The organism is Streptomyces sp. NBC_01716, assembly GCF_036248275.1.
Taxonomy (GTDB): domain Bacteria; phylum Actinomycetota; class Actinomycetes; order Streptomycetales; family Streptomycetaceae; genus Streptomyces.
In genome coordinates this window covers 5129590-5147492 of record NZ_CP109181.1, presented here as the reverse complement: position 1 = coordinate 5147492, position 17903 = coordinate 5129590, and the positions used below count along the sequence as shown (strand labels likewise).

Annotated in this window: 15 protein-coding genes; 3 read left to right on the top strand and 12 right to left on the bottom strand. The window is 70.5% G+C overall.

The genetic code is table 11. The features are described from left to right. Positions 1 to 22: 22 nt before the first annotated feature. On the top strand, positions 23 to 886 hold the full coding sequence (locus OIE74_RS22680) for a DUF6227 family protein (protein ID WP_329386510.1): 864 nt from the start codon (positions 23 to 25) through the stop codon (positions 884 to 886). Between the two features lie 9 nt (positions 887 to 895). On the opposite strand, the gene OIE74_RS22675 is transcribed toward OIE74_RS22680, so the two are convergent. The 4 genes from OIE74_RS22675 to OIE74_RS22660 all read right to left on the bottom strand — a co-directional run bounded on the left by OIE74_RS22675 (position 896) and on the right by OIE74_RS22660 (position 6462). Then, positions 896 to 2935, bottom strand: coding sequence for a PTS fructose transporter subunit IIABC (locus OIE74_RS22675; RefSeq protein ID WP_329386508.1), 2040 nt, complete (start codon positions 2933 to 2935; stop codon positions 896 to 898). A 58-nt stretch (positions 2936 to 2993) separates the two neighbouring features. Beyond that, positions 2994 to 3947 carry a 1-phosphofructokinase gene (pfkB, locus tag OIE74_RS22670; protein ID WP_329386506.1) on the bottom strand — a complete coding sequence of 318 codons (954 nt, stop codon included), beginning with the start codon at positions 3945 to 3947 and terminating at the stop codon, positions 2994 to 2996. Between the two features lie 51 nt (positions 3948 to 3998). Then, complete coding sequence (locus OIE74_RS22665; protein ID WP_329386504.1) at positions 3999 to 4760, bottom strand: DeoR/GlpR family DNA-binding transcription regulator; 762 nt, start codon at positions 4758 to 4760, stop codon at positions 3999 to 4001. 322 nt (positions 4761 to 5082) lie between these two features. Then, complete coding sequence (locus OIE74_RS22660; RefSeq protein WP_443076376.1) at positions 5083 to 6462, bottom strand: MFS transporter; 1380 nt, start codon at positions 6460 to 6462, stop codon at positions 5083 to 5085. A gap of 164 nt (positions 6463 to 6626) precedes the next feature. Here OIE74_RS22660 and OIE74_RS22655 point away from each other — a divergent pair, with 164 nt between their 5' ends. Continuing rightward, positions 6627 to 7613: a helix-turn-helix transcriptional regulator gene (locus OIE74_RS22655; RefSeq protein WP_329386500.1), complete on the top strand. Its 987-nt coding sequence runs from the start codon at positions 6627 to 6629 to the stop codon at positions 7611 to 7613. 62 nt (positions 7614 to 7675) lie between these two features. Here OIE74_RS22655 and OIE74_RS22650 read toward each other — a convergent pair whose 3' ends face one another. The 6 genes from OIE74_RS22650 to OIE74_RS22625 all read right to left on the bottom strand — a co-directional run bounded on the left by OIE74_RS22650 (position 7676) and on the right by OIE74_RS22625 (position 14583). Next, positions 7676 to 8674, bottom strand: a complete 999-nt coding sequence (locus OIE74_RS22650) for a sigma-70 family RNA polymerase sigma factor (RefSeq protein ID WP_329386498.1) — start codon at positions 8672 to 8674, stop codon at positions 7676 to 7678. A gap of 308 nt (positions 8675 to 8982) precedes the next feature. Next, complete coding sequence (locus OIE74_RS22645) at positions 8983 to 10482, bottom strand: glycoside hydrolase family 3 protein (RefSeq protein ID WP_329386496.1); 1500 nt, start codon at positions 10480 to 10482, stop codon at positions 8983 to 8985. Then, positions 10479 to 11306 carry a carbohydrate ABC transporter permease gene (locus OIE74_RS22640; RefSeq protein WP_329386494.1) on the bottom strand — a complete coding sequence of 276 codons (828 nt, stop codon included), beginning with the start codon at positions 11304 to 11306 and terminating at the stop codon, positions 10479 to 10481. Before OIE74_RS22640 ends, OIE74_RS22645 begins: the two co-directional genes overlap by 4 nt. Continuing rightward, the gene (locus OIE74_RS22635; RefSeq protein WP_443076192.1) at positions 11303 to 12313 is read right to left on the bottom strand and encodes a carbohydrate ABC transporter permease; all 1011 of its coding nucleotides are present in this window, start codon (positions 12311 to 12313) and stop codon (positions 11303 to 11305) included. Before OIE74_RS22635 ends, OIE74_RS22640 begins: the two co-directional genes overlap by 4 nt. Continuing rightward, positions 12303 to 13592 carry a sugar ABC transporter substrate-binding protein gene (locus OIE74_RS22630; protein ID WP_329386492.1) on the bottom strand — a complete coding sequence of 430 codons (1290 nt, stop codon included), beginning with the start codon at positions 13590 to 13592 and terminating at the stop codon, positions 12303 to 12305. The genes OIE74_RS22635 and OIE74_RS22630 overlap by 11 nt, the downstream gene beginning before the upstream one ends. A gap of 208 nt (positions 13593 to 13800) precedes the next feature. After that, positions 13801 to 14583 carry a dioxygenase family protein gene (locus OIE74_RS22625; RefSeq protein WP_329386490.1) on the bottom strand — a complete coding sequence of 261 codons (783 nt, stop codon included), beginning with the start codon at positions 14581 to 14583 and terminating at the stop codon, positions 13801 to 13803. Between the two features lie 134 nt (positions 14584 to 14717). On the opposite strand from OIE74_RS22625, the gene OIE74_RS22620 reads away from it, so the two are divergent. Further along, positions 14718 to 15215 carry a MarR family winged helix-turn-helix transcriptional regulator gene (locus tag OIE74_RS22620; protein ID WP_329392391.1) on the top strand — a complete coding sequence of 166 codons (498 nt, stop codon included), beginning with the start codon at positions 14718 to 14720 and terminating at the stop codon, positions 15213 to 15215. Between the two features lie 103 nt (positions 15216 to 15318). On the opposite strand, the gene OIE74_RS22615 is transcribed toward OIE74_RS22620, so the two are convergent. Together OIE74_RS22615 and OIE74_RS22610 are read right to left on the bottom strand one after the other, a co-directional pair. Beyond that, entirely contained in the window at positions 15319 to 16866 is a 1548-nt protein-coding gene (locus OIE74_RS22615; protein ID WP_329386489.1) for an MFS transporter, read from the bottom strand. Between the two features lie 267 nt (positions 16867 to 17133). Then, complete coding sequence (locus tag OIE74_RS22610) at positions 17134 to 17784, bottom strand: TetR/AcrR family transcriptional regulator (RefSeq protein ID WP_329386487.1); 651 nt, start codon at positions 17782 to 17784, stop codon at positions 17134 to 17136. Between the last annotated feature and the right edge of the window lie 119 nt (positions 17785 to 17903).

Below are 17903 nucleotides of genomic sequence, written 5' to 3'. Positions count from 1 at the left end.
GGCGACGGCCTGGAGACCCACCTTGAACGATCCGTATGAGACAAGCGAGACGCATCTTGAGCGTCTTCTGGGTCGGGCACTCAACTCCTTCGATCTGCCCGACACCGTGATCGAGCGGCTCGACTCCGCTCTGGCGCACGCCAGTTCATTGCGGTCATCGCACCACAGTGCGGGACTGCACCGCGAGACCTACCGGCATACGTATCTGCTCGCCGACAGCACCGCCCTCACCCTCTGGGAGCTGGTCCACAACACCGGGCGCGACGGCGCCGAACAGCACGAGCTCTACACCGACGAGTACGAGGTGCGCCTCGCCGCCTCCCGGCTGCGCCGCCCCCACCGGAGAGCCGGCGCCGACGAGGCCGCCGTCCCTTCTCTCGACCCCCTCGACGCCTTCGATCCCACCGCCGATTCCGATTCCCTGTTCGAGTCCCGTTTCGAGTCGGGTCTCGGTATCAGCCTCGATCCGAGTTTCGAGTCCGACCTCGCGGCCGATCTCGAACTGCTCAGCGGCCTGCTGACGGCGCCGCAGACACCGCTGCCCCGGGTGTACCTCCCGGACAACTCCGCCGACCACGCGCGCCGGGTGCTGCGGCGCGCGGAGAACGTGGACCGGCCGGGCCAGGAGGTCGCGAGACCCCTGCGCGCCGCCTTCGCCCACCAGATCACCCAGGTCTTCGGACGGCACGGCCACGCCGAGGGCAAGGACGCGGGCTTCACGCTCTACGAGCACGCGTTCCTGCTCCTGGACGGCACGGAGACGAGCCTGTGGGAGGTCGAGCACACGGCGACACCGGACGGCCGCCATATGTGCGAGGTGTACGCCGAGCGGAGCGCCGCGCGCGAAGCCATGGAGCTCCGCGCGCGGGGTCAGGTGAGCGGCTGAGGCGGGCGCTCAGACGGTCGCCGGGACCTTGGGCGCGGTCTCGGTCTCCGTACCGGGTACGGCGTCCCGCCCGAGGTCCTTGGCGCCGCGTCCGCCGATGCCCTTCAGCAGGATGACCAGGGCGGCGCTGACCGCCGTACCGGCCACGATCGCGATCAGATAGAGCACCGGGTTGCCGATCAGCGGGAGCACGAAGATCCCGCCGTGCGGCGCCCGCAGGGTGCACTCGAAGAGCATCGACAGCGCGCCTGTGACCGCGCCGCCCGCCATGGCCGAGGGGATGACCCGCAGCGGGTCGGCCGCGGCGAACGGGATCGCGCCCTCGGTGATGAACGAGGCGCCGAGCACCCACGCGGCCTTGCCGTTCTCGCGCTCGGTGCGGTCGAAGAGCGCGCCGCGTACGACCGTGGCCAGCGCCATGGCGAGCGGCGGCACCATGCCGGCCGCCATCACGGCCGCCATCACCTTCAGGCTGCCGTCGTTGGGGTTGGCGAGGCCGCCGACCGCGAAGGCGTACGCGACCTTGTTGAGCGGTCCGCCCAGGTCGAAGCACATCATCAGGCCGAGGACGACGCCGAGGATGACCGCGTTGGTGCCGGAGAGCCCCGACAGCCAGTCCGTGAGGGCCTTCTGGAGCTCGGCGATCGGCTTGCCGACCACCAGGAACATCAGGAAGCCGACGACGGCGGAGGAGATCAGCGGGATGACGACCACCGGCATGATGCCGCGCAGCGCGGCGGGCACCTTGATCCGCTGGACCGCCATGACCGTGCCGCCCGCGATCAGGCCGGCGGCCAGGCCGCCGAGGAAGCCGGCGTTGATGGTGAGCGCGATGGAGCCGCCGACGAAGCCGGGGACCAGACCGGGGCGGTCGGCCATCCCGTAGGCGATGTAGCCCGCCAGGACCGGTACGAGGAAGCTGAAGGCGAGGCCGCCGATCTGGAACAGCAGAGCCGCCCAGCTCATGGACTCCGTCCAGACGAAGTGTTCGGCGACGGAGGGCGCCTTGTCGACGGTGTAGCCGCCGATGGCGAAGCCGAGGGCGATGAGGAGTCCGCCGGCCGCGACGAACGGGACCATGTAACTGACGCCGGACATCAGCCACTTGCGCAGCCTGGTGCCGTAGCCCTCGCCGGGGTCGCCCGCCGCGTCGACCGGTGAGCCGGAGCCCGCGGGGGCGGTGGTCTCGCCGCGGGCGGCCTTGGCCCGGACCTCGGCGATCAGTTCGGCGGGGCGGTTGATGCCCGCCTTGACGCCGACGTCGACGGTCGGCTTGCCCGCGAAGCGTTCCTTCTCCCGTACCGGTACGTCGTGGGCGAAGACCACGCCGTCGGCGGCGGCGATGACGGCGGGGTCGATCCGGGTGAACCCGGCGGAGCCCTGCGGTTCGACGACCACCTCGACGCCTTCGGCCTGGCCGGCCTTTTCCAGGGCTTCGGCGGCCATGTAGGTGTGCGCGATGCCGGTGGGGCAGGAGGTGACGGCGACGATACGGAAGGCGGGGGCGGGGGCGGCTGACGGCGCGTCCGGTTCCGGTTCCGGTTCTGCTTGCGCCCGCGGTTCCGGTACCGCTTGCGCTTCCGGCGCGGGCGCCTCGGAGTCGGTGGCGGTGTCGCCGTTGATCAGGCGCGCCGTGGCCGCCGGGTCCGTCGCCGAGCGGAGCGCCGCCGTGAAGTCCGGGTCCATCAGACGGCGGGCCAGGGCCGACAGGATCGTCAGGTGCGCGTCGTCGGCGCCGGCCGGGGCCGCGATCAGGAAGATCAGGTCCGCCGGGCCGTCGGGCGCCCCGAAGTCGATGCCGTCGACCGGGCGGCCGAACGCCAGTGTCGGCTCGGTGACATGCTCGCTGCGGCAGTGCGGGATGCCGATCCCGCCGTCGAGCCCGGTGGGCATCTGCGCCTCGCGGGCGGCGACATCGGCCAGGAATCCGTCCAGGTCGGTTATCCGGCCCAGGGTCACCATGCGTTCGGCCAGCGAGCGGGCCGCGGCTTCCTTCGTCTCTGCGGCCAGGTCGAGGTCGACCAGGTCCGCGGTGATCAGTTCGCTCATCGCGGGCTCCTTCGTGCGGGGCTGTTCGGGGACGTACGGGGGAACGTGCGGGGAGAGGTCATGAGGCGGGCTCCGAGAGGGGACGGTCCAGGGGGATGTCCGCGGACACGGTGACCGCCCGCGGGTCGAGATCCGCGGGCGACGGCATCACGCTGCCCGGCAGTTGGACGGCCGCCGCTCCGTGGGCGACGGCCGAGGCGAGCGCCTCCGGGCCGGTGCCGCCCGCCGCGAGGAAGCCGGCGAGCGAGGCGTCGCCGGCGCCGACGTTGCTGCGGACCGCCGCGACGGGCGCCGAGCCGAAGTGGGCGCCGGCACCGGAGACCAGGAGCTGGCCGTCGGCGCCGAGACTGGCCAGGACGGACCGGGCGCCGTACGTGAGCAGTTCCTCGGCCGCCTTCAGCGCGTCGCCGACGGTGGCCAGCGGACGGCCCACGGCGGTGGCCAACTCCTCGGCGTTGGGCTTGACGACGTCCGGGCGCTCCTTGAGCGCGGCCAGCAGCGAAGCGCCCGAGGTGTCGAGCGCGATGCGGGCGCCGGCGGCGTGCGCGCGGGCGACGAGTTCGGCGTACCAGCGGGGGCCGAGCCCGCGCGGCAGGCTGCCGCAGCAGGCGATCCAGTCACCGGCGGCGCCCACGTCGTGCGCGCGGAGCGCGGAGAGCAGCGCCTCGGACTCGGCGGGGGTCAGTTCGGGGCCGGGCGCGTTGATCTTCGTCAGCGTGCCGTCCGGCTCGGCGAGGGCGATGTTCGAGCGGGTCGCGCCCGCGATCGGCACGGGGGCGACATCGATGCCCTGGCCGGCGAGGAGTTGGGCGACGAGCGCGCCGGGGGCGCCGCCGAGGGGCAGTACGGCGACGGTGCGGTGACCGGCCGCCGCGACCGCCCGCGAGACGTTGACGCCCTTGCCGCCGGGGTCCATCCGCTCGACGGTCGCACGCAGGACTTCGCCGCGGTCCAGGGCCGGGATCTCGTACGTACGGTCCAGACTCGGGTTCGGGGTGACGGTGAGGATCATGCGGGGCCCCTCCGGGTGGTGGCGGTGGGCCTGGGCTTTGTCCGGCGGGACCTAGACACTGAGCACCTCGGTCCCCGCCGCCTCGATCGCGGCGCGGGCGTCTGGGGCGAGGCCGGTGTCCGTGATCAGCAGGTCGACGTCGGCGAGCCCGCCGAAGCGGGCGAAGTGTTCCTGGCCGTGCTTGGCCGAGTCCGCGAGCAGTACGACGCGACGGGACGCCCTGATGAGTGCGCGCTTGACCGCCGCCTCGGCGAGGTCGGGGGTGGTGAGGCCGCCGTCCGGCGAGAAGCCGTTGGTGCCGAGGAACACGACGTCGGCGCGGATCTCGCCGTACGCGCGCAGCGCCCAGGCGTCGACGGCGGCGCGCGTACGGTGCCTGACCCGGCCGCCGACGAGGTGCAGGTCGATGCCGGGGTGGTCGGCGAGCCGGGCGGCGACCGGCAACGCGTGGGTGACGACGGTGAGTTCGCTGTCCAGCGGGAGCCCGGTGGCGAGCCGCGCGACGGTGGAGCCCGCGTCGAGGATCACGCTGCCGGCCGGGGGCAGTTCGGCGAGGGCGGCGTGCGCGATGCGGTCCTTCTCGTCCGCGGCGGTCGACTCGCGTTCGGCGAGGTCGGGCTCGAAGTCGAGGCGCCCGGCGGGGATGGCGCCGCCGTGCACCCGGCGGACGAGGCCGGCGCGGTCGAGCGCCTTGAGGTCGCGCCGTACGGTCTCGGCGGTGACCTGGAACTCCTCGGCGAGCGACAGCACATCGACGCGGCCGCCCTCGCGGGCGAGGCGCAGGATCTCTTGCTGGCGCTCCGGTGCGTACATGTTGTTTTAGGTCCGTTCGATGCCCGAATCTGTGGTTTCAGGGCCACGGTACGGGGTCGAGCTGCTGAAGTAAACACAAATGGGTCGCTGTTCGTTGCCGGGGGCGGGGGGGCTGATGTTCACACCCCACCGGCCCGCGGGATGGAAGGGGGACGCGCAGGGGTCGTGTCCGGACACTCAGGCTGATTTGTGTCCCGTGGACGACCCGACTCCCCATACACCAACAAACGGGGCACGCGGCGTAAATCACGCCGTCCGGGCATGACCCCGGAGCGGCACCCGGACACCGACCCGCACCAGAGAACCCCCGCCCCCCTGACCTTCAGACCCGTCGTCTCGGGAGCGCGAACATCAGGAGGAAGATTCCCACCAGCACCGCCGCCACCCACCACAGCGCGTTCTGGAAGCCGTCCTCGAACGCCCTCGTCACCGCGGCCGGGGTCGTCGCCCGGCGGTCGTCGACCACCCCGAAGAAGACCACCGACACCAGCCCGAGCCCCAGCGCCGTACCCATCTGCTGCACCGTGTTGATCAGCCCCGACGCCGAGCCCGAGTGCTCGCGCGGGACGTCCGACAGCACCGCGTCGGTCAGGGGCGCCACGATCAGGCCCATCCCCGCGCCCATCACCACCAGCGGCGGCAGCATCTGCCAGGAGGTGATGTCCGCCCCGTACCGCCCGGACTCCCAGATGTAGAGCAGTACGCCCGCCGCCATCGTCAGCGCGCCGCACTGGAGGACCTTGCGGCCGAAGCGCGGGACCAGCTTCTGTACGGAGAGCCCCGCCGCCGTGGAGACGGCGACCGAGAACGGCAGCCCGGTCAGCCCGGCGTGCAGCGGGCTCCAGCCGAGGCCGATCTGCATGTAGAGCGTCCAGACCAGGAAGAAGACTCCCAGGGCGACACCGAAGGTGAGCTGTACGGCGATGCCCGCGGCGAAGCTCTTCACCTTGAACAGGGACAGTTCCACCAGCGGCGACCCGTCCTTGCGGGTCTTCACCCTCTCGTACGCCACGAACGCGGCGAACACGAGGGCGCTGCCCGCCATGCACAGGTGCCCCCAGAGCGGCCAGCCGAGCTCGCGCCCGCGGGTGAGCGGGTAGATCAGCATCAGCAGCGCGCCGGTCACCAGGACGACGCCGACCACGTCGAGCCGCAGGGCCTGCGGTGCCTTGGACTCGGTGATGAACCTGCGGCCCAGGATCACCCCCGCGATGCCGACGGGCAGGTTGATCAGGAAGATCGGGCGCCATTCGAGCCCGAAGAGGTTCCACTGGGTGAGCAGCGCGCCGAGGAGCGGTCCCGAGACGGCGCCGAGGCCGACGATCGCGCCGAACATCCCGAAGACCTTGCCGCGTTCGTGTGCCGGAAAGGTGACATGGATGATCGCCAGCACCTGAGGCACCATCATCGCGGCCATCGCGCCCTGGAGGAGCCGGGAGGCGACGAGCATCTCGGGGTTCGCGGCGAAGCCGCAGAGCGCGGAGGCGAGGGTGAAGCCGGTGATGCCGATGAGGAAGAGCCGCTTGCGGCCGTAGATGTCACCGAGCCTGCCGCCCGTGATCAGTCCGGCGGCGAAGGCCAGCGCATAGCCCGCGGTGATCCACTGGATGGAGCCGAAGCTCGCGGAGAGATCCCGCTCGATGCTGGGGATGGCGATGTTGACGATGGTGACGTCGACCAGGTCCATGAAGGCCGCGGTCATGACCACGGCCAGCGCCAGCCAGCGCCGGCGGTCGCCGGGCCCGCCCGATGAGGTCGTGGTGGTGTCGATGGCCGTATCGGCTACGGCGGCCGGAGAAGTCATGCGGGAAAGCTAGGGACCATGTAGGTCAGGTCATGTCCTAGATGCCTGGCACGCTGGTTCGTATGACGGACACTCCGGCACGACTCCTGAATCTGCTGTCGCTTCTCCAGACACCGCGCGAGTGGCCGGGCAGTGAGCTGGCCGAGCGTCTCGACGTCAGCGCGCGCACGATCCGCCGGGACATCGACCGGCTTCGCGATCTCGGTTATCCGGTCGAGGCCACCAGAGGCGCGGTCGGCGGGTACCGGCTGGTCGCGGGCGCCGCCATGCCGCCGCTGCTGCTGGACGACGAGGAAGCCGTGGCCATCGCGGTGGGGCTGCGGGCCGGCGCGGGGCATGCCATCGAGGGCGTCGAGGAGGCGGCCGTACGGGCGCTGGCGAAGCTGGAGCAGGTGCTGCCCTCGCGGCTCCGCCACCGCGTCTCCACGCTCCAGGCCGCGACGGTGCCGCTGCTCGTCCGGGGGGACGCAGCGAGCGTGGACCCGCGGACGCTGACGGTCATCGCGTCGGCGATCACCGGCACGGAACGGCTCCGGTTCGGCTACCGCGCCAAGGACGGCGCGGAGAGCAAACGGCAGGTCGAGCCGTACCGCCTGGTGTCGACGGCCCGGCGCTGGTATCTCGTCGCGTACGACCTCGGGCGCGAGGACTGGCGTACGTTCCGCGTGGACCGGGTCGGCGACCCGTTCGCGACGGGGGCGCGCTTCACGCCGCGTGAGCTGCCGACGGGTGACGCGGCGGAGTTCCTGAGCAGCTCGATGGCGCGGGCGCAGCCGCAGGTGGACGTGGACGTGACGTTCGCTGCCCCGGCCCACTTCGTGTCGGCGCGGCTGCCCGCCTCGTTCGGGGTGGCGGAGCCGACCGGCCCCGACAGCTGTCGGCTGCGGGCCCGCGCGGCGGACTCACTGGAGTGGCTGGCGCTCCGACTGGCCCTGGTGGACTGCGAGTTCACGGTCCATGCGCCGACGCGGCTGGTCGAACACGTCAGTGAGCTGGGCGGCCGTCTGACACGCGCGGCGGGCGGCGGGCAGGGGGCCGATGGCGGGTGAGTACATGAAGGAACCCCGGCACCCGGGTGGGTTGGGTGCCGGGGCTCCGTACGGCGGGGGCCTCATGCCGCGGCGTCGAAGCCCACGTCGTGCGCCATCTTCTTCAGTTCGAGAAGGGCGTGCTTCTCGATCTGCCTGATCCGCTCACGGGTCAGGCCGTGCTGCTTGCCCACCTCGGTGAGCGTCCGCTCCCGGCCGTCCTCGATGCCGTAACGCATCTTGATGATGGAGGCCGTGCGGTGGTCGAGCTTGCCGATCAGCTCTTCCAGCTCCTCGCTGCGCAGCAGCGTGAGGACGGACTGCTCGGGCGAGACCGCCGAGGTGTCCTCCAGCAGATCGCCGAACTGGGTGTCGCCGTCGTCGTCCACCGACATGTTCAGACTGACCGGGTCACGGGCCCAGTCCAGGACGTCGGTGACACGCGCGGCGTTCGAGCCGAGCTCGGCCGCCACCTCGGAGGGCTCCGGGTCGCGCCCGTGCTCACGGTTGAACTCGCGCTGCACCCTGCGGATGCGGCCGAGCTCCTCCACGAGGTGGACGGGCAGCCGGATCGTACGTGACTGGTCCGCGATGGACCGGGTGATGGCCTGGCGGATCCACCAGGTCGCGTAGGTGGAGAACTTGAATCCCTTGGCGTAGTCGAATTTCTCGACCGCTCGGACCAGGCCGGCGTTGCCTTCCTGGATGAGGTCGAGCAGGGGCAGTCCACTGCGCGGGTAGCGCCGGGCCACGGCGACGACGAGACGGAGATTGGAGCGTATGAAGATGTCCTTCGCGCGCTCACCGGCGGCGACGAGGGCTTCGAGCTCCTCGCGCTGGGCACCGGCGCCCTCGCTCTCCACCGATCCGTCGAGGATCTGCTGTGCGTACACACCCGCTTCGATGGTCTGGGACAGCTCGACTTCCTTTGCGGCGTCGAGCAGCGGCGTACGCGCGATCTCGTCGAGGTACATGCCGACCAGGTCGCGGTCGGCGATCTCCCCGCCCACGGCGCGAACACTGCTTGCCGCTTTCGCACCACCCGTGGTGGTGGTACGACGGGCGACGGCACGGGTTGCCATGCGAGCTCCCTTACTGAGTCGGTCGCGACACCCTCCCGGGTGTCCTGCATCCGTTGGAAACAACGACTGGAATCCGGACAGAATTCCCCAGGCGTGCAATGATTTTTGTGATCATGCAGTACCCTGCCCCGCCACCGAGGGGCCACACCGTCGCCTTCACACCCTGACAACGTGCCTCGTGGCCGCTCTGTTACCCGAAAGACGGAACACATCGCACAAAGGTTGCTCGGGATGTCCGTTCTGACCTCAATGCCGCAGGCCCCGGACCGATGCGGTCCGGGGCCTGCGGCAATACTCGGGGGCGGTCGTCAGCCGCCGTGCGGGGTGCCGCCCAGGAGGCGCTCCACGGCCGCCTGCGCGTTGACGCGGGCCGAGCCGTACGTCACGACCGTGTTGGCCGCCAGCGCGTCCACAGCGTGCGGCCAGCCGGTGAGGACGACGACCGCGTCCGGGCGGCGGGCGACCAGCTCCCGCAGCAGCGCGGTCTCCGCCGCGTCCCGGTGCGGCTCCCGGGCGAGGAGGACCAGGGGGTGGCCTGCGGAGCCCTGGAGCGCGGTGTCCGCGCGGGCGGGGGCCGGTCCTTCGGCCGGTACGCCGGTGGCGGTCAGGCCGGGCATGGCCTCGGCGAGCAGCCGGTTCAGGTGCGGTGCGCGGCTGCCGGACGCGTGGTTGACGCGCTGTCGCAGGTCGATCACGTACGGCGGCGAACTGAGGGCCACGTTGCCGCGTACGCGCAGTGCGGCGCGCGCGACGGCGAGCGGCAGCCCGTCCTCCTTGGGAGGCGGCGCCGTGTCGCGGGCCCGGCCGATCCACCCGGCCAGCTCGCGCGCCCGGCGGCCGGCGTCGGCGAGCCGGTCGGCGGGAAGTACGCCGGAGGCCACGGCGTCGAGGAGGGCGTCACGCGCGCTCCGGTAGGCGGTCTCGGCGGCCTCCGGGCTGTCGGGATTGCCCAGGCAGAGCAGATCGGCGCCGCCGAGCACGGCCGCGACGCAGGCGGGGCCGAAGCCGGGGTCGAGAAGGACGGCGCCCATGTCGAGCGCGTCCGTGACGATGGCGCCGGTGAAGCCCAGCTCCTCCCTGGCCAGCCGGGCGGCCTCGGGGTTCAGTGAGGCCGGTGCCTCGCCGAAGGGGCCGGCGCTGATGTGCCCGGTCATCAGGCAGCGACTGCCGGCCTCGATCGCGGCGGCGAAAGGCACCAGGTCGCGCCGGCGCAGCAGGTCCATGTCGGCGTCCAGCCGGGGCACCCGCAGATGCGAGTCGACGGCCGTGTCTCCGTGCCCCGGGAAGTGTTTGGCGCAGGCCGCGACGCCCGCGGACTGGAGCCCCGTGACGTACGCCGCGGAGTGCCTGGCCACCAGCGCGGTGTCCGCGCCGAAGGCCCGTACGCCGATCACCGGGTTGTCCGGGTCGGCGTTGACGTCCACGTCGGGGGCGAGATTCAGTCCGATGCCCGCCGTGCGCAGATCGTGGCCGATGGCGCGGGCGACCCGTTCGGTGATGCCGGTGTCGTCGACCTCGCCGAGGGCGCCGTTGCCCGGGTACGAGGAGCCGGTCGCCGCCTCCAGGCGGGTGACGTCTCCGCCCTCCTCGTCGCTCGCGACGATCAGGTCGCCGCGGCGGGCGAGGAGGGCGGCGGAGAGCGCCGCCGCGGTCTTCGGGTCGGGCACGTTGTGCGCGAAGTACACGACGCCCGCGAGCCCGGCGTCGACGGCGTCGAGCAGCCACGGGGGCGGCACGGTGCCGTGGAAGCCGGGCAGCAGGACGGCGTTGACGAGCCGCGCCTCCGTAGAAGAAGGCGTCCGGCTCACCCCTTCACCGCCCCGGCCGCGAGACCGGAGGCCAGCCTGCGCTGCACGATGATGAAGAAGACCAGCACCGGCAGGGTGATGAGGGTGGAGCCGGCCATGACCGGCCCCCAGGACGTGGAGTTCTCGCCGAAGAACTGGAACAGGCCCACGGCGGCCGTGTACTTGGACCCGTCCTTCATGAAGGTGTACGCGAAGACGAACTCGTTCCACGCGGTGATGAAGGCGAACACGCTGGTGGCGACGAGACCCGGCGCGACCAGCGGCAGCAGTACGGACCAGAACATCCGCGGCCACGAGCAGCCGTCCAGATACGCGGCCTCCTCCACCTCCTTGGGCACCGTCGCGACGAAGCCGCGCAGCGTCCAGATCGCGAACGGCAGCGACAGCGCGATGTAGACGACGGTCAGCCCGATGAGGCTGTTGAGCAGCTCGTAGTCCCGCATCTGTAGGAAGAGGGGGATGACGAGCGCCTCCAGGGGCACCATCTGCACGATCAGCACCATGATCAGTACGGAGGTGCGGAACCGGAACCGGAAGCGCGCGACGGCCACGGCGGCGAACAGCGCCAGCAGCCCGGAGACCAGGATCGTGCCGAGGCCGACGAGCATCGAATTGGTCAGGAACTGGCCGAAGTTGCCCCGGTCGAAGATGTAGCTGAAGTGCTCGCCGCTGATCCCGCTCGGCAGGACGTCGGCGCCACGGGTGATCGCGTTCGGGTCGAGCGCGGTGCTGACCATCCAGTACACCGGGAACAGCGTGAAGACCAGCAGCGCGAACACCGCGACAGCGAGCCCGATCCGCCCGGCGGTCGTCGTGCGCGTCACAGCTCGTCACTCTCCTTGAAGAGGGTTCGGATGTAGACGATGGTGATCAGCAGCAGGAGCAGGGTGAGGAGTACGGCGGTGGCCGCTCCCGCGCCGTAGTCGTTGAGGGCGAACGCCTGCTGGTAGGACCACACGCCCAGGTTGAGTACCTCTTCGTTGCTGCCCGCGCCGCCCGGCATCAGATAGATCTGGGTGAAGACCTTGAAGTCCCAGATCGTCGACAGGATGGTGACGACGAGGAAGATCGGCTTGATGGTGGGCACGGTGATCTTCCAGAACCGCTGCCAGGCGTTCGCGCCGTCGATCATCCCCGCCTCGTACAGCTCCTTGGGGATCGTCAGCAGCCCCGCGAGCACGGTGATCGCGACGAACGGGAAGCCGTGGTGCACCACGTTGAGGGTGGCGATGGCGTAGAAGGACAGCCGCTCGGTGAACCAGTTCGTGGTCTCGGGGTCGATGAGCCCGAGCGAGCCGGCGAGCTGGCTCATCATCCCGTCGCCCGCCGAGAACAGCCACACCCATACATAGGTGCCGGTGACGGCGGGCATCGCCCAGGCCGCCATGATCGCGGTGGAGCAGATGACCCGCCAGGTGGTGCCGAGCCGCTGGAGCAGCAGGGCGGCGAGGGTGCCGAGCGCGACGGTGAGGGCCACACAGGCGACCGCGAAGAACGCGGTGTTGGGCAGAACGGTCCGCCACAGATCACCGTCGCTGAGCAGGTCCTTGTAGTGGTCGAAGCCGGTGTACGTGCCGACGCCGCCGCCGAACTTCACCTCGTAGTCCTGGACGGACAGGACGCCGACCTTGACCAGCGGCCACAGGAGCAGCCCCGCCAGCACCACGAGGGACGGCAGGAGGAGCAGCCAGGGGCGGGTGGTGCGGGTGAGCTGCTTGCGGCGCAGCGTCGGGCCCGGCCGCCCGCCGCGTGGCCGCGGCGACTTCACAGGGGAAGTCGCCGCGGCCACGTCGTCGTGCGCCGAGTCTTCGATGAGCGACTCAGGAGGCAAAGATCTTGTCCATCTCCTCGGCGGCCTGGTCCGCGGCCTCCTGCACGGTCTGCTTGCCGGTGAGGATGGACTGCACCATCTTCGTGACGACCTGCGTGGCCTGGATCTGGCCGTACGCGGGGGTCTTCGGGACGGTCGCGCCGGCCTCGGTCATCTGCTTGGCGAAGGGGGCGACGAGCGGGTCGTTCTTCGCCTGGACCTCCTTGAGGAGGGAGTTCTGGCCGGGGAAGTAGTTCGTCTGCTCGGCCCACTTGGTGGCGAACTCGCCGGTGGTGACCAGCTTGACGTACTCCCAGGCCAGGTCCTGGTTCTCGCCCTTGAAGGTGGAGAGGTAGGAGCCGCCGAGGAAGGACTTGCTCATGCCGCCGGTCTCACCGGGGATGGGCGCGGCGGCGAGCTTGCCCTCAAGGTCGGGGGCGGCCTGGACGAACGCCTTGGGCGTCCAGTTGCCGGAGAGGGACATGGCGATCTTCCCCTTCTGGAAGTCGGTCGCCACCTCCTTCTCGGTCCAGGTGGTGACCTTCGCCGGGGACAGCTTGTCCTTCTTCGCGAGGTCGGTGTAGTACGTGATGCCCTTGACCGACTCCGGGGAGTTGATGCCGGACTTCCACTTACCGCCCTCTTCTATGGCGAGTTCACCGCCGGCGCCCCAGACGAAGGGGGTCGCGAACATCTCCGCGCCGCCCGCGACCGGGAAGGGGATCATGCCCGGCTCCTTCTCCTTCAGGACCAGCGCGGTGTCGCGCAGTTCCTTCCAGGTGGTGGGGGCCTTGAGGTTGTGCTTCTCGAAGATGTCCTTGCGGTAGAGGAGGCCGCGGACACCGGCGTACCAGGGCATGCCGTACTGCTTGCCGTCCAGCGTGCCCGCGTCGGCCAGGCCCTCGACCAGGTCGTCGCCCAGCCCGGAGTCCTTCACCTTGTCGGTCACGTCCACGAGGCCGCCGGTCTCGGCGAACTGCGGGATCCAGGTGGTGCCGACCTCGGCGACGTCGGGGACCTGGCTGGGTCCGCCCTCGATCGCGGTGGTGAACTTCTTCTGCGCGGTGGCCCACTGCTGGTACTCGACCTTGACCGTGGCGCCCGTCTTCTTCTTGAAGGCCGCGGCGACCTCGTTGAAGAAGGGCTTGGGGTCCGGGTTGGTCCCCTCCATGATCCATACGGTCAGGGTCTTGCCCTTGCCCGACGTTTCGCCGCCGTCCCCGCCCGAGTCCCCACTGCCACAGGCAGAGAGTCCGAGCGCCATGGTGACGACAAGGGCCCCGATGACATGTTTCCGCATGGCCGCTCCCTAACAGGATGTCTAGACCATCAGGAACGTACGGAGGCCGGAATGCCCGGTCAAGTGCCATTGGCCGGGGGATGTCGAACCGTTGCCTATCTGAACCCGTCTGCCATTGGGCGTACCACTGGCGGAGTACGGCACGTAAGGGACGGGTCGGACGGGGCCGGATGGACGGGGGCGGGTGCCGCGTATCAGGACGTCGCGATCAGCCGAACTGGACCGACCGTTTGGCCAGACCCATCCAGAAACCGTCGATGACGTTCCGTACGCTCCCCCACTCGTCCTCGGCGGCGCCGAGTGTCACGAAGAGCGGTGCGAAGTGCTCGGTACGGGGATGGGCGAGCGCCCCGGCCGGTGACTTGTGGGTGAAGTCGAGCAGCGCGTCGACGTCCTGTGCGGCCAGCGCCTCCCGGCCCCAGTCGTCGAACTCGGCGGACCAGCCCGGCACTCCGCCGCCCGGATGGCGCAGCGCGGCGAGGTTGTGGGTGAAGAAGCCGCTGCCGACGATGAGGACTCCCTCGTCCCGCAGCGGGGCCAGTTTGCGGCCGATCGCGAGGAGTTGGCGGGGGTCGAGCGTCGGCAGGGAGATCTGGAGGACGGGAACGTCGGCGTCGGGGAACATCTCGACGAGCGGGACGTACGCCCCGTGGTCGAGCCCCCGGTCGGGGACGCGCTGTACGGGGGTGCCGGGGCCGCGCAGCAGCTTCTCGACGGAGTCGGCGAGCGCGGGGGCGCCCGGGGCCGCGTACCGGACCTGGTAGTAGTGCTCGGGGAAGCCCCAGAAGTCGTAGATCAGCGGCCGGGTCTCGGTCGCGGCGAGGGCGAGCGGCGCCTCCTCCCAGTGGGCTGAGACCATCAAGATCGCCCGGGGGCGCGGCAGGTCGGCGGACCAGGCGGCGAGCTGTCCGGGCCAGACCGGGTCGTCGGCGAGGGGCGGAGCACCGTGGGAGAGATAGAGGGCGGGCATGCGCTCCGCTGTGCTGGTCATGGCGTCTCCCTGCCTGTGGTGGTCCGGGCGGTACTCTCGGACCCATCTACTTGAATCTTAAAGCACTTGCGTGCGACCTTACGACTATCTAGTTTAACTTTCAAGAAGCGCTTAGGGTGGGAGACGTGGGAGACATGGAGAGCGACGGACAGCCACGCTGGCTCAGCGCCGAGGAGCAGGGCGTCTGGCAGGCGTACCTCCAGGCCACCACGTTGCTGGAGGACCATCTCGACCGTCAGTTGCAGCGCGACGCGGGGATGCCGCACATCTACTACGCCCTGCTCGTCCATCTGTCCCGGGCGCCGCACCGGCAGATGCGGATGACCCAGCTGGCGAAGAACGCCAAGATCACCCGGTCCCGGCTCTCGCACGCGGTGACCAGGCTGGAGAAGAGCGGCTGGGTGCGCCGCGAGGACTGCCCCTCCGACAAGCGCGGGCAGAACGCGATCCTGACGGACGAGGGCCAGGAGGTGCTGACGCGGTCGGCGCCGGGCCATGTCACCGCCGTACGGCAGGCGATCTTCGACCGGCTCACGCCGGAGCAGGTGTCCCAGCTCGGGGAGATCATGCGGGTGATGGCGCACGGGCTCCAGCCGGACGGTACGGACGCGGATCTGCCCTGGCGCCGCTGAGGAACAGCGACGCCAGGGCAGATGATCCGCGGGAGGGGGCGGATGACCCCGCGAGCCGGGACCGTCGGCGCACGGCCGGGTCAGTGCATGGGCACCGGCCCGGTCAGTGCATGGCCACCGGGATCTGGGCGTCTTCCGCCAGACCGTCGGCACCCTCGCCCTTGGCCACCTGGGTGCTCCCCGGACGGCCGGTGTTGATGAAGGTGAAGGCGATTCCGGCGGCGACGACCAGGATGCCGACCGCCCACCAGATGGCGCTCGCGTATCCGTGCACCATCGCCTGGAGCTCCAGGAGCTTCGGGTTGTTCGCACCCGCCGAGTTCGCCGCGACGTACGCGGTGGTGGCGGAGGCTGCCACGGTGTTCAGCAGCGCCGTACCGATCGCGCCGCCGACCTGCTGCGAGGTGTTGACCATCGCCGAGGCGACGCCCGCGTCACGCGGCTCGATGCCGTGCGTCGCGAGGGACATGGCCGGCATGAACGCCGTACCCATGCCGAGGCCGAGCAGCAGCAGCGCCGGCAGGATCAGAGCCGGGTACGAGGAGCCGATCTCCAGCTGCGTCAGCAGCAGCATGCCCGTCGCGCCGACCAGGAAGCCGGGGCCCATCAGCAGCCGCGGCGGGACGCGGGTCATCAGCCGGGCACCGATCTGGGTGGAGCCCGTGATCATGCCCACGATCATCGGCAGGAAGGCGAAGCCGGTGCTGACCGGCGTGTAGCCCTTCACGACCTGGAGGTAGTAGGTCAGGAAGAGGAACAGACCGAACATGCCGATGATGGCCAGGCCCAGCGAGAGGTAGACACCGCCGCGGTTGCGCTCCATCAGGACACGCAGCGGCAGCAGCGGGGACTTCACCCGGGCCTCGACCGCGACGAACGTGGCGAGCAGCACGGCCGAGATGACGAACATGGCGATGGTCGTCGGGTCGGACCAGCCCTCGGACTCGGCGCGCGTGAAGCCGTACACCAGCGCCACCAGGCCCAGCGTGGACAGGAAGACACCGGGGATGTCGAGCGGCGAGCGGTTACGGCCGCCCGCGGGCTCCCGGATCACGAAGTAGGCGCCGGCGGCGGCCACGATCGCGAACGGGATGTTGACGAAGAAGGTCCAGCGCCAGTCCAGGTACTCGGTGAGGAATCCGCCGAGGATCAGACCCACGGCGCCACCGCCACCGGCGATCGCACCGAAGATGCCGAACGCCTTGGCGCGCTCCTTCGGGTCGCCGAACGTCACGGCGAGCAGGGAGAGCGCCGCGGGCGCGAGCAGCGCGCCGAAGGCACCCTGGAGGGCACGCGAGCCCAGCAGCATGGCCTCGCTGGTCGCGGCGCCGCCGACGGCGGACGCGGCGGCGAAGCCGAGCAGACCGACGACAAAGGTGCGCTTACGTCCCCAGAGGTCGGCGATGCGGCCGCCGAAGAGCAGCAGGCCACCGAAGGCCAGCGCGTAGGCGGTGATGACCCACTGGCGGTTGCCGTCCGATATCCCCAGGTCCTGCTGGGCGGAGGGCAGCGCGATATTCACGATCGTCGCGTCGAGCACGACCATCAGCTGGGCCAGGGCGATGAACACCAGGGCTTTCCAGCGATTGGGATCGGGGGCCGACTCGGGGACCTGGGGGTCCTGGAGCCGGGTCTCGGCAGATTTTGACATGGGAGTGGCCGCCTATGCGTACGAAGAGGTCATAACGGGCGAGGGGACGCACTGGTCGGCCCCATGCGCGGGTTACGGGTTACTGGTTCGGGGAATCCGGCCCGCCTGATCGCGGTCGCCGGGTGTGTACGTGGTCGTCAGAACCGGGTGTACGTGGTCGTCAAAACTGGTCGGTGCTCAGTGGTCTTCGGGCATGGCCGACCCTCTGAACGTGCTTGGTCTGCGTGGTCGACAGAAGTTCTTGGTCCGGGGGCGCGGCACACGTCGTCATCGACGGTGGCGCAGATCCTCCAGAGTCGCCGCCGCACCCGGCAGCTCGGAGCGCGCGGGCGCCTCCAGGCCGTCCAGGAACAGCTGTAGATGCCGGTGCGTGAAGCGGTCGATGTTCAGACAGCCGGTACCGGGCAGCGGACGGGTGAGCTGGGAGAGAGCGACCATCAGGTCACCGACCGCGACGTCGGTGCGCAGCCTGCCGGTCGCGCGCGCCTTCTCCATGAGGCCTTCGACGGCCGCTTCCAGGCGCTCGCGTTCCGCGTGCAGATGAGGGAGGTCTCCGTTGAAGCTGCCGGAGAGGAGCGGGCACAGGGCACCGATCCGCTCGTCGGCCGCCGCGTGTACGAAACGGCTGAGCGCCACGAACGCGTCCGCCTCCTCGGCCGCGGCCCGCTGCGCCTGGTCCGCGGTGCGCGCCATGACGGAGTGCACCACCTCCAGTATCAGCGCGGAGCGGTCGGGAAAGTGGCGATAAAGCGTCGCGTTGCCGACACCCGCGCGACGGGCGATCTCGTCGAGCGGCACGTCGGGGCCCGACTCCACGAGGATTTCCCGGGCCGCCGCCACGATGCGCTCCCTGTTGCGCAGCGCGTCCGCACGCGGACGCGGAACGCGGCGCGTGTCGGATTCGGCGACGACAGTCACGACGGGGTCCTTCCCTCGGTCACACAAGTGGGGAACGCGTCCCCGTTTCCTTGACACGAGTGCAAACGGGGAAGCCATCCCCGGTTATTTCGCCAGGTCCTGTGAGCTGGGTCACAGGA